The organism is Streptomyces sp. Root1304 (genome assembly GCF_001426405.1).
Taxonomy (GTDB): domain Bacteria; phylum Actinomycetota; class Actinomycetes; order Streptomycetales; family Streptomycetaceae; genus Streptomyces.
In genome coordinates this window covers 44443-66304 of sequence record NZ_LMEP01000026.1, presented here as the reverse complement: position 1 = coordinate 66304, position 21862 = coordinate 44443, and the positions used below count along the sequence as shown (strand labels likewise).

The 21862-nt window shown below is 73.6% G+C and carries 17 protein-coding genes; 12 read left to right on the top strand and 5 right to left on the bottom strand.

The genetic code is table 11. The annotated features are described in order from the left end of the window. Positions 1-9 precede the first annotated feature (9 nt). A complete protein-coding gene (locus ASD33_RS29560; RefSeq protein ID WP_056567369.1) occupies positions 10-894 on the top strand; it encodes a lytic polysaccharide monooxygenase in 885 nt (294 codons plus the stop codon). Here the strand turns inward: ASD33_RS29560 and ASD33_RS29555 are convergent. Both ASD33_RS29555 and lon read right to left on the bottom strand, forming a co-directional pair. Continuing rightward, positions 891-1484, bottom strand: a complete 594-nt coding sequence (locus tag ASD33_RS29555) for a DUF4240 domain-containing protein (RefSeq protein ID WP_056568088.1) — start codon at positions 1482-1484, stop codon at positions 891-893. The two genes, ASD33_RS29560 and ASD33_RS29555, sit on opposite strands and share 4 nt — an antisense overlap. A gap of 108 nt (positions 1485-1592) precedes the next feature. Further along, entirely contained in the window at positions 1593-4004 is a 2412-nt protein-coding gene (lon, locus tag ASD33_RS29550) for an endopeptidase La (protein ID WP_056567366.1), read from the bottom strand. Positions 4005-4134: 130 nt separating this feature from the next. Here lon and ASD33_RS29545 point away from each other — a divergent pair, with 130 nt between their 5' ends. The 11 genes from ASD33_RS29545 to ASD33_RS29495 all read left to right on the top strand — a co-directional run bounded on the left by ASD33_RS29545 (position 4135) and on the right by ASD33_RS29495 (position 16715). After that, positions 4135-4773, top strand: coding sequence for a GNAT family N-acetyltransferase (locus tag ASD33_RS29545; protein ID WP_056567363.1), 639 nt, complete (start codon positions 4135-4137; stop codon positions 4771-4773). A 139-nt stretch (positions 4774-4912) separates the two neighbouring features. Then, positions 4913-5440 (top strand): hypothetical protein, encoded by a 528-nt coding sequence (locus ASD33_RS29540; RefSeq protein WP_056567359.1) that lies wholly within the window; start codon positions 4913-4915, stop codon positions 5438-5440. A gap of 53 nt (positions 5441-5493) precedes the next feature. Beyond that, complete coding sequence (locus tag ASD33_RS29535; protein ID WP_056567356.1) at positions 5494-6129, top strand: RNA polymerase sigma factor; 636 nt, start codon at positions 5494-5496, stop codon at positions 6127-6129. Further along, positions 6126-7127 carry a hypothetical protein gene (locus ASD33_RS36620; protein ID WP_056567353.1) on the top strand — a complete coding sequence of 334 codons (1002 nt, stop codon included), beginning with the start codon at positions 6126-6128 and terminating at the stop codon, positions 7125-7127. Before ASD33_RS29535 ends, ASD33_RS36620 begins: the two co-directional genes overlap by 4 nt. Further along, positions 7124-7921, top strand: coding sequence for an ABC transporter ATP-binding protein (locus ASD33_RS29525; protein ID WP_242426919.1), 798 nt, complete (start codon positions 7124-7126; stop codon positions 7919-7921). Before ASD33_RS36620 ends, ASD33_RS29525 begins: the two co-directional genes overlap by 4 nt. After that, positions 7918-9243 carry a hypothetical protein gene (locus ASD33_RS29520; RefSeq protein WP_056567351.1) on the top strand — a complete coding sequence of 442 codons (1326 nt, stop codon included), beginning with the start codon at positions 7918-7920 and terminating at the stop codon, positions 9241-9243. The genes ASD33_RS29525 and ASD33_RS29520 overlap by 4 nt, the downstream gene beginning before the upstream one ends. A gap of 50 nt (positions 9244-9293) precedes the next feature. Then, entirely contained in the window at positions 9294-9902 is a 609-nt protein-coding gene (locus tag ASD33_RS29515; protein WP_056568082.1) for a hypothetical protein, read from the top strand. Between the two features lie 129 nt (positions 9903-10031). Then, positions 10032-10703, top strand: a complete 672-nt coding sequence (locus tag ASD33_RS29510; protein ID WP_056567349.1) for a spermidine synthase — start codon at positions 10032-10034, stop codon at positions 10701-10703. A 71-nt stretch (positions 10704-10774) separates the two neighbouring features. Continuing rightward, positions 10775-11512: a response regulator transcription factor gene (locus tag ASD33_RS29505; protein WP_056567346.1), complete on the top strand. Its 738-nt coding sequence runs from the start codon at positions 10775-10777 to the stop codon at positions 11510-11512. Positions 11513-11583: 71 nt separating this feature from the next. Next, the gene (locus tag ASD33_RS29500; protein ID WP_056568079.1) at positions 11584-12633 is read left to right on the top strand and encodes a HAMP domain-containing sensor histidine kinase; all 1050 of its coding nucleotides are present in this window, start codon (positions 11584-11586) and stop codon (positions 12631-12633) included. Positions 12634-12902: 269 nt separating this feature from the next. Continuing rightward, positions 12903-16715, top strand: a complete 3813-nt coding sequence (locus ASD33_RS29495; RefSeq protein ID WP_056567344.1) for a multifunctional oxoglutarate decarboxylase/oxoglutarate dehydrogenase thiamine pyrophosphate-binding subunit/dihydrolipoyllysine-residue succinyltransferase subunit — start codon at positions 12903-12905, stop codon at positions 16713-16715. Between the two features lie 69 nt (positions 16716-16784). On the opposite strand, the gene fxsT is transcribed toward ASD33_RS29495, so the two are convergent. From fxsT to ASD33_RS29480, 3 genes are all read right to left on the bottom strand, one after another. Then, positions 16785-19808, bottom strand: a complete 3024-nt coding sequence (gene fxsT, locus ASD33_RS29490; protein WP_056567342.1) for an FxSxx-COOH system tetratricopeptide repeat protein — start codon at positions 19806-19808, stop codon at positions 16785-16787. Between the two features lie 58 nt (positions 19809-19866). Continuing rightward, positions 19867-21390: an HEXXH motif-containing putative peptide modification protein gene (locus tag ASD33_RS29485; protein WP_056567339.1), complete on the bottom strand. Its 1524-nt coding sequence runs from the start codon at positions 21388-21390 to the stop codon at positions 19867-19869. Between the two features lie 141 nt (positions 21391-21531). Then, positions 21532-21729 (bottom strand): hypothetical protein, encoded by a 198-nt coding sequence (locus ASD33_RS29480; RefSeq protein WP_056567336.1) that lies wholly within the window; start codon positions 21727-21729, stop codon positions 21532-21534. Positions 21730-21862: the final 133 nt, after the last annotated feature.

Sequence of the window (21862 nt, the reverse complement as noted above, 5' to 3'; positions counted from 1 at the left end):
AGCCCCCGCATGCCGTCCTACCGCCGCACCGCCACCGGCGTCGCCGCCCTGTCCGCCGCCACCGCCCTCGTCGGTCTGACCCCCACCACCGCCGCCGCCCACGGGGCCGTCTTCAACCCGGTCAGCCGCATCGCCGCCTGTTACGCCGAGGGTCCCGAGACCCCCAAGTCCCAGGTGTGCAAGGACCTCGTCGCCGACTCCGGCACCCAGCCGCTCTACGACTGGAACGAGGTCAACATCGCCAACGCCGCCGGGCAGCACCAGGCCCTCATCCCGGACGGCAAGCTCTGCTCGGCGAACCGCGAGAAGTACCGGGCGCTGGACTGGGCCCGCACCGACTGGCCGGCGACCGCGGTCGTCGCGGGCTCCTTCGACTTCAAGGTCCGGGTGACGGCCGCCCACTCGGGCACGATGACCGTCTACATCACCAAGGCCGGCTTCGACCCGACGCAGCCCCTGAAGTGGTCGGACCTGGACGCGACCCCCGTCGCCGTCTACAACACCACCCGCACCGCCACCGACGGCTACTACAACTTCACGGGCAACCTCCCCGCCCGCACCGGCCGTCACATCGTCTACAAGGTGTGGCAGCGCAACGACAGCCCCGAGGCCTTCTACAGCTGCTCGGACGTCACCTTCGGCGGCGCGGCGGCCCAGGCGACCACGACCGGGGCGCAGGCCCCGACCGAGGCGAAGATCGCGGCGGGCGCCGAACTGTCCACCGTGAGCCACGCGGGCCACGGCGGCGACGAACAGCCCCCGGCCCTCTCCGCCGAGACCGCCGAGGCCCCCACCTCGCCGCTCCCGCTGGCCCTCGCCGGCGCGGGCGGGCTCGCCGTCTTCGCGGCGGGCACCCTGCTCCTGGGCCGCCGCCGGAACCCGTCCGCCTCCTAGGAGCCGGACGTCCCGAGCGGGAAGAGGGCGGTGAGCCGGGGTATCGCCACCCCTTCCGGACGAGACCCCCGGGAATCGTCGCCCTCTTCCCACTCCCCCGCCGCCTCCGCGGCCTCCTCCGCCTCCTCGACCGCGTCGAGGAACGCCTCGCCGTCGTCGTCCTCCTGGCCGGTCAGCTCGTCGAAGACGTCCTGCGCGACGTAGTCGAGCTCCTCCCACTCGGGCCACTCGTCGTCGTCCCAGTCGTCGTGCGGCCGCCCCACGAGCAGCCGGATGCCCGGCACGTCCGCCAGCGCGTCGGGGTCGGCGACGACCGAGTCGTACACCTTGCGTCCCTGGCCCACCAGCCAGAGCGTGAAGTAGTGGAAACCGTCGTCCGTGCAGTCGCCGCCCTCGATCCGGGTCGCCGCTCTCCACAGGCCCTTCCGGTCGGCGGCCTCGCACGCCCGCTCCAGCCGCACCTGGAACTCCACGCTCTCGGCGGCGGGACGCCGGAGCAGCTGCCCGCCCAGCCACTCCAGCCGCTCGTCCCGGTCACCGGGGCGGCGGCTCAACTCGTCGATGAGAGCCCAGAAGGCGTCTTCGTTCATGCGTACGAGCATGACAGCCCCGACTGACATCCGGGTCACGTTTTACTCCCGGGTACGGCGGAGCGGGGTGCCCCGTTTCCTGGGGCACCCCGCTCCGCCGCGCGACCGTCAGGCCGCCACGCCCACCGGCACCGCAGCCGGCGCCAGCGCGATCTCCAGGACCTGGCGGACGTCGGTCACCGGGTGGACCTCCAGCTTCTCCAGGATCTCGGCCGGGACGTCGTCCAGGTCGGCCTCGTTCCGCTTGGGGATCACGACCGTCGTGATGCCCGCCCGGTGCGCGGCGAGGAGCTTCTGCTTCACGCCGCCGATCGGCAGCACCCGGCCGGTGAGGGAGACCTCGCCGGTCATGGCCACGTCCGTACGGACCAGCCGGCCGCTCAGCAGGGAGGCCAGTGCGGTCGTCATGGTGACGCCCGCGCTCGGACCGTCCTTGGGCACGGCCCCCGCCGGGAAGTGGATGTGCACGCCTCGGTCCTTCAGACCGGTGACGGGCAGCTCCAGTTCCGCGCCGTGCGAGCGGAGGAAGGAGAGCGCGATCTGCGCCGACTCCTTCATCACGTCGCCCAGCTGGCCGGTGAGGGTCAGTCCGGCGGCGCCGGTCTCCGGGTCGGCGAGGGAGGCCTCGACGAAGAGCACGTCACCGCCCGCGCCGGTCACCGCCAGCCCGGTGGCGACACCCGGCACGGCCGTACGGCGCTCCGCCGGGTCCTGGGCGGACTCGGGCACGTGGTGCGGACGCCCGATGAGGTCCCGCAGGTCGTCCGGACCGACCGTGAACGGCAGCTCCCGGTCGCCCAGTTCGTGCTGGGCCGCGATCTTGCGGAGCAGCCGGGAGACGGCCCGCTCCAGGGTGCGGACGCCCGCCTCGCGGGTGTACTCGCCGGCCAGCTTCCGCAGGCTCGCGTCCTCCAGGACGACCTCGCCGGGCTCCAGTCCCGCGCGCTCCAGCTGCCGGGGAAGCAGGTGGTCGCGGGCGATGACGACCTTCTCGTCCTCGGTGTAGCCGTCGAGCCTGACCAGCTCCATGCGGTCGAGCAGGGCCTCCGGGATGGCCTCCAGGACGTTGGCCGTGGCGAGGAAGACGACGTCGGAGAGGTCGAGTTCGACCTCCAGGTAGTGGTCGCGGAAGGTGTGGTTCTGCGCCGGGTCGAGGACTTCGAGGAGGGCGGCGGCGGGGTCGCCGCGGAAGTCGGAGCCGACCTTGTCGATCTCGTCGAGCAGGACCACCGGGTTCATGGACCCGGCCTCCTTGATCGCCCGGACGATCCGGCCGGGCAGGGCGCCCACGTACGTACGCCGGTGGCCGCGGATCTCCGCCTCGTCGCGTACGCCGCCGAGGGCGACCCGGACGAACTCGCGTCCCATCGCGTGCGCGACGGACTCGCCGAGGGAGGTCTTGCCGACGCCGGGCGGGCCGACGAGGGCGAGCACGGCGCCGCCGCGACGCCCGCCGACGACGCCGAGGCCGCGCTCGGAGCGCCGCTTGCGGACCGCCAGGTACTCGGTGATCCGCTCCTTCACGTCGTCCAGGCCGGCGTGCTCGGCGTCGAGCACGGCGCGGGCGCCCCGGATGTCGTACGCGTCCTCGGTCCGCTCGTTCCACGGCAGTTCGAGGACCGTGTCCAGCCAGGTGCGGATCCAGGAGCCCTCGGGGGACTGGTCGCTGGACCGCTCCAGCTTCTCGACCTCCTTGAGGGCCGCCTCGCGGACCTTCTCGGGCAGGTCGGCGGCCTCCACGCGGGCGCGGTAGTCGTCGGACTCGTCACCCTCGGCCTCGCCGTTGAGGTCACGGAGTTCCTTGCGTACGGCTTCCAGCTGACGGCGGAGCAGGAACTCGCGCTGCTGCTTGTCGACGCCCTCCTGGACGTCCTTGGCGATGGTCTCGGCGACGTCCTGCTCGGCGAGGTGCTCGCGGAGCTGGGCGGTGGCGAGCCGGAGGCGGGCGACCGGGTCGGCGGTCTCCAGGATCGCGACCTTCTGCTCGACGGTGAGGAAGGGCGAGTACCCGGAGTTGTCGGCGAGGGCGCCGACGCCGTCGATCTGCTGGACTCGGTCCACGACCTGCCAGGCGCCGCGCTTCTTGAGCCAGCTGGTGGCCAGCGCCTTGTACTCCTTGACCAGGTCGGTGACCTGGCCGGGCAGCGGGTCGGGCAGGGTCTCCTCGACGGTGCTGCCCTCCACCCAGAGGGCGGCGCCCGGTCCGGTCGTACCGGCACCGATGCGGACGCGGCCGACGCCGCGGATCAGGGCGCCGGGGTCGCCGTCGGACAGCCGTCCGACCTGCTCGACGGTGCCCAGGACGCCGGTCCCGGCGTAGGTCCCGTCGACGCGGGGCACCAGCAGCACCCTGGGCTTGCCGGCGCCGGGCCGCGCGGCGGCCTGGGCGGCCTCGACGGCGGCGCGCACGTCGTTGTCGGACAGGTCGAGCGGCACCACCATTCCGGGCAGCACGACCTCGTCGTCGAGCGGCAGCACAGGCAGAATGAGCGGCACGGACGGCTTGGAGTCAGAAGCCATGATCTCCCCTTCGGCAGTCAAGTTGAGCTACGTGGACTCAATGCATGTGAGCCGAGGAATGTTCCCGGACGCCTGTTCGCTCTGAGCGATCACCACCCTCCGAGGGGCTTCCGGTCGATGTAATGACTGCATGGATATCTCATCTATTACATCGGCCTGGGTGGCGGGCTGGAGCGTCTCCCGGGGGACCCCGGCACCCGTCGCGGAGCCCTGGGGCCACCGGATCGACGTGGGGCTGCCCCGGCACGTCGTACGCCATGTCCTGCCCGCCCCGGACGCGGCCTCCGTCGGCGCGCTCTGCGCCCGGCTCACCGCCCCGTACAGCTGGCTCAAGATCATGGCGGGCCCCGAGGACGCGGGCGCGTGGATCACCGAGGGCTGGACCGTCCCCGACGACCCGGGCTTCATGATGACCAAGCCGCTGGACCCGGCCGCCCGGCCCGCGCCACCCGAGGGGTACGCGCGGACGACCGAGCTGAGCGACGGCGTCATCCGGGTCCGGATCCTCGCCCCCGACGGGACGCTCGCCGCGCGCGGCCAGATCGCCCCGACCGGTGCGACGGCCGTCGCCGACCAGATCGAGACCGACCCCGCCCACCGGCGGCGCGGCCTCGGCGCCAACGTCATGCGCACGCTGGAGGCCGCCGCCGCGCAGACGGGCGCGGAGACGGGGGTGCTCGCCGCCACCACGGACGGCCTCGCGCTGTACGACTCCCTCGACTGGCGCTACCGGGGGCCGGTGACGGGGATCGTCCGGACGGAGGGCTGAGAGCGACGGTGGCGGCGGGAAGCGGACCGGGCCGTCCGGCCGGAGCGCCGACCGGCAGGCCGACCTCCGTCCTCCGTCCTCCGGGCGCGATCCCGCCGTCCGGCTGCGCGCGGTGCCCCCTTGCGGGCATGCTCGGAGCATGGTGCGAGGCGTACGGAAGACCTGGTGCGGGAGCCTGCTGCTGATCGGGGCCCTGGTCGGCGGCGCGAGCGGCTGCGGGCCCGGGGTCGATCCCGTGCCCGGCGGGCCGCCGTCCACGGTGAGCGGACCGGCCGTCCCGAGCGTCACCACCGGCCCCGGCACCCCGGCGGCCGACCCCCAGCCGGGCGAGGTCCTCGTCGAGGTGGCCGTCAGCGGCGGCTTCGCCGGCGTCGACAACCGGCTCGTCGTCCACTACGACGGCACCTGGACCAGCCGTTCCCGGGCCAAGGCGCCCCGCACCGGGCAGCAGACCCCCGCCGAGGCCGCCGAGCTGCGGGCCGCCCTGGCGGACCCCGCCTACGCGCAGGTCCCGGAGCGCCCGACCGGCAGGCCCGTCGCCGACGGATTCCAGTACTCCCTGACGTACCGCGGCCGCGTCGTCGTCGCGGGCGACGGCGAACGCCCGCCCGCCCTGGAGCGCGTCTTCGACGCCCTCCCCGGCGGCGGCCCGCCCACGAGTCCCTGACTCCGTGGCCCGCGCGGTGAACCGAACCGGGGCACGCGCGCGATAGAGAGGGCGTGAGACTGTTGCGCCCCGCAGGGGGAGGCCCCTCCGGGGGCGACGGGAAGGACGACGCGGCGCTGCTGCGCGCGGTCGCCAGGGGGGACACCGAGGCCCTCGCCGTGCTGTACGACCGGCACGCCGGCTGGCTGCACGCGCGCCTCGCCCGGCGCTGCCCGGACGAGGAGACCGTGCGGGAGGTCCTCCAGGACACCTTCGTCACGGTCTGGCGCTCGGCCGGCGGACACCGGGGGCGGGGCGAGGCCGGCGGCTGGCTGTGGGTCATCGCCGCCCGGCGGCTCGTCGACGCCCAGCGGGCCGGGGCCCGCGCGGAACGGGCCGTGGAACGGGCCGCCGCACACGCCGCCGCGCCCACCGAGCAGCCCGCCGCCGCGCCGTCCGCCGAGGACCGGGTGCTCGCGGGTCTGGAGTACGGGGAGGTGGGCGCCGCCCTCGACCGCATCTCGCCCGAACTCGCCGAGGTCCTGCGCGCGACCGTCGTCGACGGCCTGACGACCCGTGAGACCGCCCGGCTCCTCGGCATACCCGAGGGCACCGTCAAGACCCGCGCCCTCCGCGCCCGCCGCGAACTGCGCGCCGCTCTCGGCGCGGCACGGCCCGGCGGCCCGAACGCCCTGGGAGGCACCGCATGACGACACCACGACCCTCCCGACCGTCCTCCCCGCGCCCCCGCCCCTCCGCCCACCCACCGTCCTCCTGGCACGTCACCGACGCCCTCGCGCTCCGGTACGCCGAGGGCTCGGCCGCCGAGACCGACGCCTGGTCCCTGGAGAAGCACGTCGAGTCCTGCACGCCCTGCGCGGGCCGCGTCTCGGACGCCGTCCGGGCCGGCGCGGCGGGCCCCGCCCTGGCGGCCGTACGCGAGGAGCTCCTGGCCTCCCTCGGCCACCGCCCCGCCCCGGCGCCGGCCACTCCCGCCCCCCGGCCCGGCCGCACGACGGCCGCCCCCTCCTACCGCCCCGCCCCCACGACCGCCGTCCCCCTGCCCGCCGTCCACGGCCCCCTCGGCCGCTGGGCCCGGCTCTGGTACGCCGTCGGGCCCGCGCTCCGCGGGTCCTGGGTGGTGGCCGTGCTCCTCGTCGTCGGCGGCGCCTTCGGGCTCGCCCACGGCGCCGGGGTGCAGGGCGCGCGGGGCCTGCTGCTCGCCGTCTCCCCCGTCCTGCCGCTCGCCGGCGTCGCCGTCTCGTACGGGCGGCACGCCGACCCCCTGTACGAGATCGCCGCCTCCACCCCGTCCGGCGGGCTGCGCCTGCTGCTCACCCGTACGGCCGCCGTCCTCGCCGTGTGCGTACCGCTGCTGACCGCCGGCGGGGCCCTGCTGCCGCCGACGGCCGGGCTTCCGGGGACCGCCACCTGGCTGCTGCCGGGCCTCGCGCTGACCCTGGCCACGCTCGCCCTCGGCTCGTTCGTCGGCTGCCGGGCCGCCGCCGCGACGCTCGGCGGCGGCTGGCTGCTCGCCGTCACGGGCCCGCTCCTCGGCCCGCCCGGCGCCCCGGGCGCGGGAGCCGCCGCGCTCGCCCCTTACTTCTCCGGCCCCGCCGCCCAGGGCGCCTGGGCCACCGCCGCACTCGTCTGCGCGGCCCTCCTCGTGCTGCGCCGCCGTTCCTTCGACCACCTGGAGTCCCGGTGACCACCCTGCCCAACGTCGCGGTGAGCGGACTGACCGTCCGCCACCGCCGTACCGTCGCGCTCGACCGGCTCGATCTGTCCCTCGGCCCCGGCGTGCACGGCCTGCTCGGCCCGAACGGGGCCGGGAAGACCTCTCTCATCCGGGTCCTCGCGACCGTCGCCGCTCCTTCCTCCGGCCGGGTGGAGCTGCTCGGCGCGGACGCCACCAGCCACCGTGAACGGACCGGCATTCGGCGCAGGCTCGGCTATCTGCCGCAGGATTTCGGGTACTACCCGGCGTTCACGGTGCGGGAGTTCGTCGCCTACGTCGCCTGGCTGAAAGAGGTGCCCGCGGACCGGATCCCGGCGGCGGTGGAACGCGCGGTGACCCGGGTCGGGCTCGGGGACAGGATCGACGCCCGGATGAAGACGCTGTCCGGCGGCATGGTCCGGCGCGCCGGCATCGCCCAGGCCGTCGTGAACGACCCCGAGCTGCTGCTGCTCGACGAACCGACGGCCGGTCTCGACCCGGAGCAGCGGGTCGACTTCCGGGCGCTGCTGCGGGAGCTGGGCGGCACGGCGACGGTGGTGGTCTCCACGCACCTGGTCGAGGACGTGGCCGCGGCCTGCACCGGGGTCGCCCTGATCGAGGCGGGCCGGCTCGCCTTCCAGGGCACGACGGCCGAACTCACGGCGCTCGGCGGGGAGCCGGCGGGCGCGGACGACCCCACCACCCACGCCGTGGAGCGCGGCTACACGGCCGCCCTGCGCGCCCACCGCGGTGACGCGGGCCTGGAGCGGGAGGCGCTGCGATGACCGCGACCCTGACCCCCTCCCGTACGGAGCCACGCGCGCGCGTACGGGCGGCCTCCCCGCTCCGGACCGAGCTGCGTCGCGGGCTCGGTCCCTGGACCGGGGCCGCCGTGACCGTCACCGCCCTGCTGACGATGTACGGCAAGGCGCCCGGCTGGCAGGGCCGCTGGGCCGACGCCACGAACCTGCTGCACATCACCGCCGCGCTGCTCGCCGGTCCGCTCGCCCTCGCGGCGGGCTGCTGGCAGGGCGGCCGGGAGCGGCGGCGCGGGACGGCGGAGCTGTGGGAGTCCGTCCCCCGCTCGCCGCTGCGGCGTCTGCTGCTCGCGGTCGCCCCGGGCGCGCTCTGGCCGGCCGCCGCCGTGCTCCTCGCCGACGCCGTCTGCCTCCTCGCCGTCTGGCCGTACGCCTCCGGGGGCCGCCCGTACGTCGAGCTGCTCGCCGCCGACGCGGTCGCCGTGGCCGCCCTCGGCGCGCTCGGCCATGTCGTGGGGCGGGTGGCTCCCTGGCGGCTCACGGCTCCGCTGCTCGGGATCGTCGGGTACGTCGGGCTCATCGTCAGCGCGTACACCGTGGGCCCCGCGCGCTGGCTCTCGCCGGGGGCCGAGCACCAGTTCTTCTGGGACCGCCCGGTGTGGTGGTTCGGTCCGGTGTCGGCGGCGTGGACGGCGGGGCTCGCGCTGACCGCGCTCCTCGCGTACGGGCTGCGCCGGACCCGGCTCCGGGCGTTCGCCCTGGTCCCGCTGGCCGTGGCGGTCGCCGCCGCCGCTCTGATCCTGCGGCTGCCGCAGGACGAGGGGCCGTGGCGGCAGGACGCGGCCCTGTCCCGGCAGGTCTGCGACGACGGCACCCCGCAGGTGTGTCTGACGGCCGTGGACGAGAAGCTGCTGCCCGAGGTGGCGGCGGCGCTCGCCCCGCTGAACGCCCGCCTCAAGGGGGTGCCGGGTGCCCCGGTCCGCTGGCTCGGCGGCCCGTTCGGGCCCGGCCGTCCCGGTGACATGGAGCTGCCGAACGCGGCGCAGGACGCGGTGCGCGGCCGGCTCCCGCACCCCGATCTGTTTCTGAACTCGGCCGTGAGCTGGCTGTTCTCGGACAGGTGTGCGCCGGGTGACCTCGCGGGGGCGGACGCGGAGCGGACGAGCGCCGTGAACCTCGCCGTCGTCGAGTGGCTGGCCCCGACGCCGGAGGGCTACGGCCCCGACACCACCGCCGCCCGCCCCTACATCGACCGGCTCCGTGCCAAGTCCCCCGCCGCCCAGCGCGACTATCTGACCCGCTACCTCGCGGCGAACACCTGCCACCCGGACGAGGTGCCGATCCCGTGAGCCTCTCCCGCACCGGTCCCGCAGGTCTTCCCCGACCCCGCCCCGTCCGACTGACGGCGCTCGCGCTCTACCTCCGTTCCCGCGCCCTCCCCGGTGCGCTCGCCGCTCTCGTCGGCGTCGCCGTGGCCGCCGCCTGGATCGCCCGATGGCTGGAATCGCTCCCCGGTTTCGACCACACGGCCCGGTTGCCGGTGGTGGTCTTCGGCCCGCTGGTCGCGGCGGCGGCGGTCGGCACCAGCCTGTACACGCCGAGCGACGAGCTGGACCGTACGGCGGTCCGCGCGTGGTGGCCGCGCCGGCTGGCGCACCTCCTCGTCCCGACGGCGCTCGCCGCCGCGCTGTTCGCCCTGGCGCTGCCGGGCCACCCGGAGGCCTTCGGCGCGCCCGCCGCCGTACGGGACACGCTGGGGCTCGTGGGGGTGGCGGCGGGCTCCGCCGCCGTCATCGGCGCCCGGCTGAGCTGGCTGCCGCCCGCCTTCTCCGTGGGCACGGTCTATCTGGCGGCGCCGGCCCGGCCGGGGGGTGCGGCGCAGTGGTGGGCCTGGGTGATGCAGCCGGGTCCGCAGGCCGGGGCGTGGACGGTGGCGGCCTGCGCGTTCGTGGCCGGAACGGGCCTGTACGCGTGGCGGGGTGCGCGCCGGACGGCGGCGGAGGCGTAGCCGCGTACGGGTGTCCGAAGTCTGTCCGGAACCCGTCCCCCCGGCCCCGCAATGGGTTTGTCCCGCCCGTCCGCGCCCCGTAAGGATGGGCCGGGACCGACTGCCGAGACGAGAGCGGAGCGACCGACGATGTCAGGACCCGTGACCCTCGACCGCCGCGAAGGACCGTACGGAGAGGTCGTGCTGCGCCGCCGTGACGAGCACTTCGAGATCATCGCCAACGGGACCTTCCTGATGGACACCTCCGACGGGCGTTCGGAGCGGCTGCTGATCGACGCGGCGCAGGCCGCGCTGCCGGAGGAGGAGCGTTCCGGCGCCTCGGTCCTCGTCGGCGGGCTCGGCGTCGGCTTCTCCCTCGCCCACGCCGCCGCCGACCCCCGCTGGGGCCGGATCACGGTCGTCGAGCGGGAGGAGGCGATCATCGACTGGCACCGGCGGGGGCCGCTCGCCTCGATCTCCGGGGCGGCGCTCGCCGATTCCCGGACCGTGATCCTGCACACGGACCTGGTGGACCACCTCCGCACCTCCTCGGACCGCTACGACGCCCTGTGCCTGGACATCGACAACGGGCCCGACTGGACGGTCACCGAGGACAACGAATCCCTGTACGCGGCCGAGGGGTTGGCGGCCTGCGCGGCCCGGCTGAGGCCGGGCGGTGTGCTCGCCGTGTGGTCGGCACAGCCCTCCGGCGATTTCGAAGGGTCCTTGCGGAATGCCGGATTCAGCGGGGTACGGACGGAAGAGATCCCCGTTGCCCGGGGCGTCCCCGACGTGGTCCACCTCGCGGTCCGTCCCGGATAACTCCTGGATAGCCGGGACGCCACCGGTACCTCTAGGCTGCTGAGCCGACATCGGCGACGCGAGGCGGGGCAATGGAGCAGACACACACCACTCACCACGGTGCGGCGGCCACTCCGGGGGCCCAGCGGCGCGTCCTGGTGGTCGAGGACGACGTGACGATCGTGGAGGCGATCTCCGCGAGGCTGCGCGCCGAGGGCTTCCTCGTGCAGACCGCGACGGACGGCCCGGCGGCCGTGGACGCCGCCGAGGCCTGGCAGCCGGACCTGATGGTCCTGGACGTGATGCTGCCCGGTTTCGACGGTCTCGAGGTGTGCCGGCGGGTCCAGGCCCAGCGGCCCGTCCCGGTCCTCATGCTGACCGCCCGCGACGACGAGACCGACATGCTGGTCGGGCTCGGGGTCGGCGCGGACGACTACATGACCAAGCCGTTCTCGATGCGCGAGCTGGCCGCCCGGGTGCACGTCCTGCTGCGCCGGGTGGAGCGGGCCGCGCTCGCCGCGGTGACCCCGCGCAGCGGCATCCTGCGGCTGGGCGAGCTGGAGATCGACCACGCGCAGCGCCGGGTCCGGGTGCGCGCGGAGGACGTGCATCTGACGCCGACCGAGTTCGACCTGCTGGTCTGCCTGGCGGGCACCCCCCGGGCGGTCCTCTCCCGCGAGCAGCTGCTCGCCGAGGTGTGGGACTGGGCGGACGCCTCCGGGACCCGGACCGTGGACAGCCACATCAAGGCGCTGCGCCGGAAGATCGGGGCCGAGCGGATCCGTACGGTCCACGGCGTCGGCTACGCGCTGGAGACCCCGGCGCCGTGAACCGGCGGGGGCCCGGCGGGCCGCGGGAGCAGCGGGGCCCGGACGGCGCGGCGCGCCGGCCGCACCGGCTCGTGATCTCGATCAAGACCAAGCTCGGCGCGCTGGTCGTCGGGGCGGTCCTGCTGACCTCGGGTCTGGCCCTGGTGGCGATCCGGACGTCCACCGAGTTCCGGTACATCACGATCTTCGCGATGATCGCGACCCTGTTGATCACCCAGTTCGTGGCGCAGTCCCTGACGGCACCGCTGGACGAGATGACCACGGTGGCGGGGACGATCTCGCGCGGTGACTTCTCCCGCCGGGTGCGCGGGGCGGACCGGCGGGACGAGCTGGGCGACCTCGCGTCGACGATCAACCGCATGGCGGACGACCTGGAGGCCGTGGACCGGCACCGCAAGGAGCTGGTGGCCAATGTGTCGCACGAGCTGCGGACCCCGATCGCCGCGCTCAGGGCCGTACTGGAGAACGTCGTGGACGGGGTGTCCGAGGCGGATCCGGAGACGATGCGGTCGGCGCTGAAGCAGACCGAGCGGCTGGGCCGGCTCGTGGAGACGCTGCTCGATCTGTCACGTCTTGACAACGGTGTCGTGGCGCTGAAGGTGCGCCGTTTCGAGGTCTGGCCGTATCTCTCGGGGGTGCTGCGGGAGGCGAACCTGGCCGCCTCGCAGCGCGGCCTGTCGTCCACCTCGGGCCTGCACAACCGCACCGACGTCCATCTGCACCTGGACGTCTCGCCGCCCGAGCTGGTGGCGCACGCGGACGCGGAGCGGCTGCACCAGGTGATGGCGAACCTGATCGACAACGCGGTGAAGCACTCGCCGCCGCACGGCCGGGTCACGGTGAGGGCCCGGCGCGGCCCGCATCCGGACTCGCTGGAGCTGGAGGTCGAGGACGAGGGTCCCGGCATCCCGGAGTCGGAGCGGCACAAGGTCTTCGAGCGGTTCAACCGGGGTTCGGCGCCGCACCGGCAGGGTCCGGGGAGCGACGGCGGGACGGGTCTGGGGCTGGCCATCGCGCGCTGGGCGGTGGATCTGCACGGCGGCGGGATCGGTGTGGCCGAATCGTCACGTGGCTGCCGGATCAGAGTCACTCTTCCGGGCAGCCTTCCGCCGAGAGATTGACGTAGGGTTCGAACCGGAAGCGCTCGTTCTGCGTGTAGATATGCGGGACGTGGTCAGGGGTGCGGTCGGAGAGGGCCGCGCTCTCGGTTTTCCGTACCCTCACACCTGGTGAACCACGCTTGTTTCCCGCCATTCACGGCTCCGAAACACCTCGTCAAGTGTGACTTGCGCGACGTTGGAGCGCCCGGCCTGCACCTCCCGGCCGGACAGGCGTAGCCTTTATTTCCGCTGTCCATCACCTTGTGAAGCGGAAGAGGGCGGTTGCCGCCGTGTCGTCTCAGTCCCCCAGTACCCCGAGCTCCCCGACCGCCCAAGACGGGCAGGGCCAGAACCCTGCGACCGCCTTCGGTGCCAATGAGTGGCTCGTCGACGAGATCTACCAGCAGTACCTCCAGGACCCGAATTCGGTCGATCGTGCCTGGTGGGACTTCTTCGCCGACTACAAGCCGGGAGCGTCGGAGACCCCGGCCGCCCCGGCCGCCACCACCACGCAGAACGCGTCCGCCGCGCCGCAGACGGGCCCCGCACAGGCCGCGCCTGCCGCTCCCGCGGCCGTTCCTGCCCCGGCGCCCGCTCCGGTCGCCGCCCCGGCCCCCGTGAAGCCCGCCGCGGCTCCCGCGGCGCCGGCTGCCGCGAAGCCGGCCACCGCCGCTCCGGCCGCCGTGAAGGCCGCTCCGGCCAAGCCTGCCGCCGCCCCGGCGGCCGAGGCCCCGGCCGGTCCCGAGCTGATCACGCTGCGCGGCCCCGCCGCCGCGGTCGCGAAGAACATGAACGCCTCCCTGGAGGTGCCGACGGCCACGTCCGTCCGCGCCGTCCCGGTGAAGCTGCTCTTCGACAACCGGATCGTGATCAACAACCACCTGAAGCGCGCCCGGGGCGGGAAGATCTCCTTCACGCACCTCATCGGCTACGCGATGGTGCAGGCGATCAAGGCCATGCCGTCGATGAACCACTCCTTCGCGGAGAAGGACGGCAAGCCGACCCTGGTCAAGCCGGAGCACGTGAACTTCGGTCTCGCGATCGACCTGGTGAAGCCCAACGGCGACCGCCAGCTCGTCGTCGCGGGCATCAAGAAGGCCGAGACGCTCAACTTCTTCGAGTTCTGGCAGGCGTACGAGGACATCGTGAAGCGCGCCCGCGTGGGCAAGCTCACGATGGACGACTTCTCCGGCGTCACGGTCTCCCTGACCAACCCCGGCGGCCTCGGCACCGTCCACTCCGTGCCGCGTCTGATGCCCGGACAGTCGGTCATCATGGGCGTCGGCTCGATGGACTACCCGGCCGAGTTCCAGGGCACCTCCCAGGACACCCTGAACAAGCTGGGCATCTCGAAGGTCATGACCCTGACCTCGACGTACGACCACCGGGTCATCCAGGGCGCCGCCTCCGGCGAGTTCCTGCGGATCGTGGCGAACCTCCTCCTGGGCGACGAGGGCTTCTACGACGAGATCTTCAAGGCCCTGCGCATCCCCTACGAGCCGGTCCGCTGGCTCAAGGACATCGACGCCTCGCACGACGACGACGTCACCAAGGCCGCGCGGGTCTTCGAGCTGATCCACTCCTACCGGGTCCGCGGCCACGTCATGGCCGACACCGACCCGCTGGAGTACAAGCAGCGCAAGCACCCCGACCTGGACATCACCGAGCACGGCCTCACCCTGTGGGACCTGGAGCGCGAGTTCGCGGTCGGCGGCTTCGCCGGCAAGTCGATGATGAAGCTCCGCGACATCCTCGGCGTGCTGCGCGACTCGTACTGCCGCACCACCGGCGTCGAGTTCATGCACATCCAGGACCCGAAGCAGCGCAAGTGGATCCAGGACCGCGTCGAGCGCCCGCACTCCCGCGTGGAGCGCGAGGAGCAGCTGCGGATCCTGCGCCGGCTGAACGCGGCGGAGGCCTTCGAGACCTTCCTGCAGACGAAGTACGTCGGCCAGAAGCGCTTCTCCCTGGAGGGCGGCGAGTCCGTCATCCCGCTGCTCGACGCGGTCATCGACTCGGCCGCCGAGTCGCGCCTCGACGAGGTCGTCATCGGCATGGCCCACCGCGGCCGGCTGAACGTCCTCGCGAACATCGTGGGCAAGTCGTACGCGCAGATCTTCCGCGAGTTCGAGGGCAACCTCGACCCGAAGTCGATGCACGGCTCCGGCGACGTCAAGTACCACCTGGGCGCCGAGGGCACCTTCACCGGCCTGGACGGCGAGGAGATCAAGGTCTCCCTGGCCGCCAACCCCTCGCATCTGGAGGCGGTCGACCCGGTCCTGGAAGGCATCGTCCGCGCCAAGCAGGACGTCATCAACAAGGGCGGCACGGACTTCACCGTCCTGCCCGTCGCCCTGCACGGTGACGCGGCCTTCGCCGGCCAGGGTGTCGTCGCCGAGACGCTGAACATGTCGCAGCTGCGCGGCTACCGCACCGGCGGCACGGTCCACATCGTGATCAACAACCAGGTCGGCTTCACCGCCGCCCCGGAGTCCTCGCGTTCCTCGATGTACGCGACCGACGTGGCCCGCATGATCGAGGCGCCGATCTTCCACGTGAACGGCGACGACCCGGAGGCCGTGGTCCGCGTCGCGCGGCTCGCCTTCGAGTTCCGCCAGACGTTCAACAAGGACGTCGTGATCGACCTCATCTGCTACCGCCGCCGCGGTCACAACGAGGGCGACAACCCCTCGTTCACCAACCCGCAGATGTACAACCTGATCGACAAGAAGCGTTCGGTGCGCAAGCTGTACACCGAGTCGCTCATCGGTCGCGGCGACATCACCCTCGAAGAGGCGGAGCAGTCGCTCCAGGACTTCCAGGGCCAGCTGGAGAAGGTGTTCGCGGAGGTCCGCGAGGCCACCACCGCCCCGGCGGCGACGACCGTGCCGGACGCCAAGGCCGCCTTCCCGGTCGGCGTCACCACCGCGGTCTCCCAGGAGGTCGTGAAGCGGATCGCCGAGTCGCAGGTCACCATCCCGGAGCGGATCACGGTCCACCCGCGTCTGCTGCCGCAGATGCAGCGCCGTGCCGCCTCCATCGACGACGGCACCATCGACTGGGGCTTCGGCGAGACCCTCGCCATCGGCTCCCTGCTGATGGAGGGCACCCCGGTCCGGCTCTCCGGCCAGGACTCCCGCCGCGGCACCTTCGGCCAGCGTCACGCGGTCCTGGTCGACCAGGAGACCGGCGAGGACTTCACCCCGCTGCTCTACCTGACCGACGAGCAGGCCCACTACAACGTCTACGACTCGCTGCTCAGCGAGTACGCGGCGATGGGCTTCGAGTACGGCTACTCGCTGGCCCGTCCCGAGGCCCTGGTGGTCTGGGAGGCCCAGTTCGGTGACTTCGTCAACGGCGCGCAGACCGTCGTCGACGAGTTCATCTCCTCGGCCGAGCAGAAGTGGGGCCAGACCTCCGGCGTCACGCTGCTCCTGCCGCACGGCTACGAGGGCCAGGGCCCGGACCACTCGTCCGCGCGCCCGGAGCGCTTCCTCCAGATGTGCGCCCAGGACAACATGACGATCGCGATGCCGACGCTGCCGTCGAACTACTTCCACCTGCTGCGCTGGCAGGTCCACAACCCGCACCACAAGCCGCTCATCGTCTTCACCCCGAAGTCGATGCTGCGTCTGAAGGCCGCGGCGTCCAAGGTGGAGGAGTTCACCACCGGCGGCTTCCGCCCGGTGATCGGCGACGAGACGGCGAACCCGGCCGACGTCCGCAAGGTCGTCTTCTGCGCCGGCAAGGTCTACTACGACCTGGAGGCCGAGCGTCAGAAGCGCGGTGACACGGAGACCGCGATCATCCGTCTGGAGCGCCTGTACCCGCTGCCGGGTGCCGAGCTCCAGGCCGAGATCGCCAAGTACCCGAACGCCGCGAAGTACATCTGGGCGCAGGAGGAGCCGGCGAACCAGGGTGCCTGGCCGTTCATCGCGCTCAACCTGATCGACCACCTGGACCTGGCGGTCGGCGCGGACATCCCGGCGGGCGAGCGCCTGCGCCGGATCTCGCGTCCGCACTCCTCCTCCCCGGCGGTCGGCTCTGCCAAGCGCCACCAGGCGGAGCAGCAGCAGCTGGTCAACGAGGTCTTCGACGCCTGATCGTCGTACCGCGTGAGGAGGCCCGGCACCCCGAGGGGGTGCCGGGCCTCCGGCGTGTCCGGGGGGACGTCAGAGGTTGGCCTCGAAGTCCCAGTACGGACGGTTGCGCTGGCGGGCGGAGAGGGTGTGCGGGTGCTGGGCGCCGAGCGTCCTGGTGAGGGTGAGCAGGGCGTCCTCCTCCAGCTTCGCCGCCTCCTCGGTCTCGCGCAGCCCGCGGAGGTCGGTGGCCAGGGCGACCTGGCAGGAGAGGGTCAGCGGGTGCTCGTTGCCGAGGACGTGCCGGGCCCTGCGGAGGGTGTCGCGGCTCAGCTCGGCGGCCTCGTACACCCGGCCGTTGAAGTTGCGGGCGGCGGTGGTGTTCAGGGCGCAGCCGAACACCCAGGGGTGGTCGGAGCCGAGGGTGGCGGTGAGCCCGGCGAGCGCGGACTCCAGCATGGTGAGGGCCGCGGACCGCTCACCGGAGGCCTGCATGACGAGGGCGGTGTTGGCGAGGACGCCGGTGGAGACCGGGTGGGCGGGGCCGAGGAGGGCGCGGTAGCCGGCCTCCGCCTCGGTGATGAGTTCCCTGGCCAGGTCGAGGTCGCCGTGCTCGCGGAGGAAGTTGGCGTAGTTGGTGACGGCCGACAGCGTCACGTAGTGGTCGCGTCCGTAGGCCTGCTCCAGGTGTTCCAGGACGGTCGCCATCATCGCGCCGATGTCCTGCTGGAAGCCGCCCTCGCGGCGGCGGCACAGCGCCAGCTGGCTGTGCGCGTAGAGGGTGTGGAGGTGCTGGGGGCCCAGGATGCGCACGTGCAGCCGGACGTTGGCCTCCTGGCGGCCGAGCGCCTCGCGGTAGCGGCCGAGCAGGCGCAGGTCCTGCGCGACGGCGTTGTTGGAGTTGAGCGTGGAGGCGTGGTGGGGGCGCAGCACGCTCTCGCAGCGGGAGAGGGTGTCGGCGTCCTGCTCGTACGCCTCCTGGTAGCGGCCCAGCATGCGCAGCACCACGCCGAGGTTGTGGCGGGCGACGAGGGTGAGGAACTGGGTCTCGCCGAGCAGGCTGCGGGCCTCGGCGAGCGCTTCGCGCTGGAGGAGCTCCGACTCCTGGTACTGGCCGAGGAAGCGCAGGTCCCGGGCGATGGAGATCTTCGACTGGAGTTCGCCGAGCTGGTCGGTGTTCCCGGCGGCGGTCAGCCGCTCGCGCTGGGCCAGGTCGAGGTCGTACGCCTCGCGGAAGCGGCCGTAGCGGCGCAGGATGTCGCCTTCGAGGGTGGTGAGTTCCTGCATGTGCGGGGCGAGCGGCTCCATGAAGGCGGTCCACTCGTGGCGGATGCGCTGGGCGAGGCGGATGCCCGCCCTGTACTCGCCGCTGCGGTCGCAGAAGCGCAGACAGTTGAGGACGGCGACCTGGATGCGGGGGTCGGTGCTGCGGAGCGCGCCGGACGGTTCCAGGTGGGGCAGGAGTTCGGAGTAGCGGGGCCAGTGCCGGCTGTCCGTGGGGTTGCCGGGGTCGGCCTCGGCGAGCAGGGTACGGACGGCCTTGCGGTGGGCGTCGCGGTGCTCGCCGTCGGTGAGCCGGGCGACGATGTCGTGCACCAGGCGGTGCATGTGGATCGACTCCTGGTGGGGGCCGATCTCGTCGGTGGTCACGGGCCCCCGGGTCTCACGGGTGAGCACCGAGTAGTTGACGAGGGTGTCGAGGGCGCGGGTCCAGGCGGGCAGGTCGGTGGCCATCCAGCGGAGGTCCTCGGGCAGCTGCGCCTGGGGGTAGGCGCGGACGATGCCGAGGGGGATGCGGCCGGGGGCGAAGGAGGCGCACAGGCTGAGGATGTCGATGGCCTGCGGCTGGGCGCGACGGAGCCGGTTGATCAGTATCGACCAGGAGGTGAGGGAGGCGTTGGGCATGCCGTCGCCGGCCGAGGGCTCGTCGACGGTGGACAGCCGTCCGTCGCGGACCATCCGGAGGTACTCGGGGGCCTCCATGCCGGACTCGCCGAGCCAGGCGGCGGCCTGGACGAGCGGCAGGGGTACGTCCCCGAACTCGGCGGCGACCTCGTCGGCCTCGGCCGCGTTGATCTGCGGGGCGCGCCGCATCAGGTAGCCGGTGGACTCGCGCCGGTCGAAGCCGGGGATCTCCAGGACGTCGGTGTGCTCGCGCCAGCCGCGGTTGCGGGAGGTGATGAGGACGTGGCCGGGGCCCTGCGGGAGCATGACGTCGATGCCGTCGGTGTCGTCCCAGCCGTCGAAGACGACGAGCCAGCGGGAGTGCGGGTCGCCGCGGCGGAGGGCTTCGCGGACGGCCCGGATGCGTTCGCCGGGCTCGCTGCCGGTGGGCAGGGCGAGCTTCACGGCGAGTTCGCCGAGGCGGTCGCGCTGGACGTTGCGGTCGTCGGAGTTGACCCACCAGATGACGTCGTAGTCGGGGCTGAAGCGGTGGGCGTACTCGGCGGCGATCTGTGTCTTGCCGATGCCCGACATGCCGAGCAGGGTGCACGCGGCGCTGCCGCGCTCGGCGTCCATGAGCCGTTCCTGGAGCTCGCCGAGGAGGTCGTCACGGCCGGTGAACCGGGCGTTGCGGCGGGGGATGTCGCCCCAGATCTCCGGCGGGTTGTCCGGGTAGCGGGCGAGCGAGGCGGCCGGGATGCGGCGCCCCGGCGACCTGCGGGGTTCGATGGCGAGCCGGCTGAGGAGGCGCGCCTCCGCCTCCTCCTCGCCGACGCCCCAGAGGCTGACGGGTTCGAGGACGGCGGTGGAGGGGAGCAGGGGCCGGTTGGTGAGGTTGACGGCGGCGAAGCGGTCGGCGTGCGCGGCGACGAAGCCGCGCAGGACGTCGTTCCATTCGCCGGCCGGCCGGGGGCCCAGCTCGAAGAACCAGTCGTTGAGGACGAGGAGGACCTGGCCCCGGGCGAGCAGGAGGTCCCCGAGGGAGTCCTCCAGGGGGACTTCGCGGGGCGGGTCCCACCGCTGGAGCGTGGCGCGCACGCCGTGGGCCTCCAGGCGCTGGTTGATCCAGGCCGCCCAGGGGCGGTGGTATCCGGGGAAGACCACCAGGACGTGTTCGGGAGCGGCTCTGCCCCCGTGGCTCTCCGTGCCCCCGCCCGACCGCTGTTCCGCCATCTGTACGTCTCCCGTCCCGCTCACGCGCAACGCAGTGTCATGTGCCGTGGGCACAGTGTTACCCACGGGCCGTGGGGCTCGCGCCGAGGCTCGCATGGAGCTGCCTCATTTGCCGGGCGAACTCCCGCCCCTCATTGGTCAGTTCATCGGATTCAAGCAGCATCGCGAGCGCTTCACCCACCTGATCGTGGACATGGTCGAACTGCTGCACGGCCCGCGCGCTCCACGCCCCCGGGACGCCGGGTGCGTCCCTCGCCCTCCGCCACAGGTCGGCCAAGGCCAGGTGGGCGTACGCGCCTTGGAAGACACCGGCGACCGGTCGGGCGTCGGTGCGCCAGCCGACCCGGTACAGCGCGGCCCGGCCCGGCCGGTAGAGCGGGACGAGTTCGTGGAGGGTGGAGAGCTTGCTGTGGTGCAGCTCGTGGACGAGCGTCTCCGCCATGTCGTACGGGCCTGCCGAGGGCGTCATGAGGACGGCTCCGGGCGCGACGCTCAGGGTGGCGCCGACGGAGCGCGGCCCCTGCGGGCGCAGCGGTACGAGCGCGCCGACCGTGTGCCCGACCTCCGCCGCCCGCTCGCGGTCGGTCCGCCGCAGCAGTTCCCCGGCCGCCCGCCAGTGCCCGGCCCAGGTGGCGTGGTCGACGTCCGGGCGCTCGGCCGCGACGCGGGCGGGGGTGCCCACCCCGCCGGGCGGCACGCGGTACGGGTCCAGGTCCTCCAGCCGGGCGGCTCCACCGGGGAGGGCGCGCAGCCCGCGCCAGCCGGGACCGGTGCCTGCCACGGCCCCGGTACGGGCGTCTTCGCGCCGGAGGAGGGCGACGGTGGCGCCGGGGGCGGAGTCGGCGCGGACACGGACGACGTGGGAACGCGAGGTGAGGTGGACGGTGGGGGTGGGGGTGGCAGTGGGGTTGACGGTGGGGGTCGGGTCGACGGTGGGGGTCGGGTCGACGGTGGGGCCGGAGGGGGTCGGGTTCGGGTTCCCGCCGGGGGTCCGGTCCGGGCTCGGGTCCGGGTGGGCGTCCGTGTACGCGCCCGGGTGCGCGTCCCGAGCCGGGTGCGCGTGCGCGTGCGTGCCCCGGGCCGCGTACGGTCCCGCGCCGGAGCCCGGGACCGGTCCCGCGTCCGCCGCACCCTCCGGGTTCACCAGGACGCTTCCCACGCCCGGCAGCGAGAGCACACCGCCGGGGGCCCCGACCTCCAGGTCCAGTGGCCGGCCCGCCCGCAGGGCGGCGGTGACGGCGACGAGTTCCAGACGGGTCAGGTGCCGGTCGAAGGCGGGGCCCAGCGGCTCGGTCAGCGCGGCGGCCAGCCACGCGCCGGTGGTCGGGTAGTCGAGGACGGCGCGGGCGCTCGCCGGGGCGGCGCGCTCGGCCGTCTCCAGGAGGCGCCAGGCCGTCCGGAAGCCGCGCAGGATCTCGGGCGCCACGTCCGCGCGGTGGCGCCGGACCCGTACGAGCAGGGCCTTGAGCAGGAGCATGCGGCGGGCGTGCGCCCCGTGGCGCAGGAAGGACGCGCCGGCCGGCGCCGGCCGGGTGGTGGCCAGGGCGGCGAAGGCCTCGGGGCGCGGCGGTGCGGCGATCACTCCCGGCTCCCGGAACGAGCCACCGGTACCGGCCTCGACCCCGGCCCCATCCCCTGCCTCGGCCCCATGGATTCGGCCGGAATCGTGCGGTCGGCACGGGTGCGGGGAGCGGCCGGCCGGAGCGTCCGGGCCGGGCGGACGTCAGTCGACGAAGGCGTCCTCGGGCCAGGAGACGACCAGGTCCGAGGGATCGCGCAGGACTCTCTCGACCGCCTCGCCGAGGACGGCGTCGTTGCTGACGCGCAAGGTCCGCAGGTCAACGGCCGCGAGATCGGGGAGACGCGGAGACCGGCGGGCACCCCGGCCGACACCGGTCGCCCACTCCGTACGCTCGAACACTCTCGGCTCCTCCTCACCGACGCTGTCCCCCACGGTCGTAGCGGCGCAGCGGTTCTTCCCGACCCCGGGAGACCGGAAACCCATTCGATTCAACTGCGCCCATTCACGCCCCCGTTATCCGGCCGATCGTCAG

What these genes read in the sequence shown, in the direction of transcription:
- ASD33_RS29560 (WP_056567369.1), top strand. Translation starts at nt 10, where the DNA reads ATGCCGTCCTACCGCCGCACCGCCACCGGCGTCGCCGCCCTGTCCGCC.
- ASD33_RS29505 (WP_056567346.1), top strand. Translation starts at nt 10,775, where the DNA reads ATGGAGCAGACACACACCACTCACCACGGTGCGGCGGCCACTCCGGGG.
- ASD33_RS29545 (WP_056567363.1), top strand. Translation starts at nt 4,135, where the DNA reads ATGGATATCTCATCTATTACATCGGCCTGGGTGGCGGGCTGGAGCGTC.
- ASD33_RS29510 (WP_056567349.1), top strand. Translation starts at nt 10,032, where the DNA reads ATGTCAGGACCCGTGACCCTCGACCGCCGCGAAGGACCGTACGGAGAG.
- ASD33_RS36620 (WP_056567353.1), top strand. Translation starts at nt 6,126, where the DNA reads ATGACGACACCACGACCCTCCCGACCGTCCTCCCCGCGCCCCCGCCCC.
- fxsT (WP_056567342.1), bottom strand. Translation starts at nt 19,808, where the DNA reads ATGGCGGAACAGCGGTCGGGCGGGGGCACGGAGAGCCACGGGGGCAGA.
- ASD33_RS29520 (WP_056567351.1), top strand. Translation starts at nt 7,918, where the DNA reads ATGACCGCGACCCTGACCCCCTCCCGTACGGAGCCACGCGCGCGCGTA.
- lon (WP_056567366.1), bottom strand. Translation starts at nt 4,004, where the DNA reads ATGGCTTCTGACTCCAAGCCGTCCGTGCCGCTCATTCTGCCTGTGCTG.
- ASD33_RS29540 (WP_056567359.1), top strand. Translation starts at nt 4,913, where the DNA reads ATGGTGCGAGGCGTACGGAAGACCTGGTGCGGGAGCCTGCTGCTGATC.
- ASD33_RS29555 (WP_056568088.1), bottom strand. Translation starts at nt 1,484, where the DNA reads ATGAACGAAGACGCCTTCTGGGCTCTCATCGACGAGTTGAGCCGCCGC.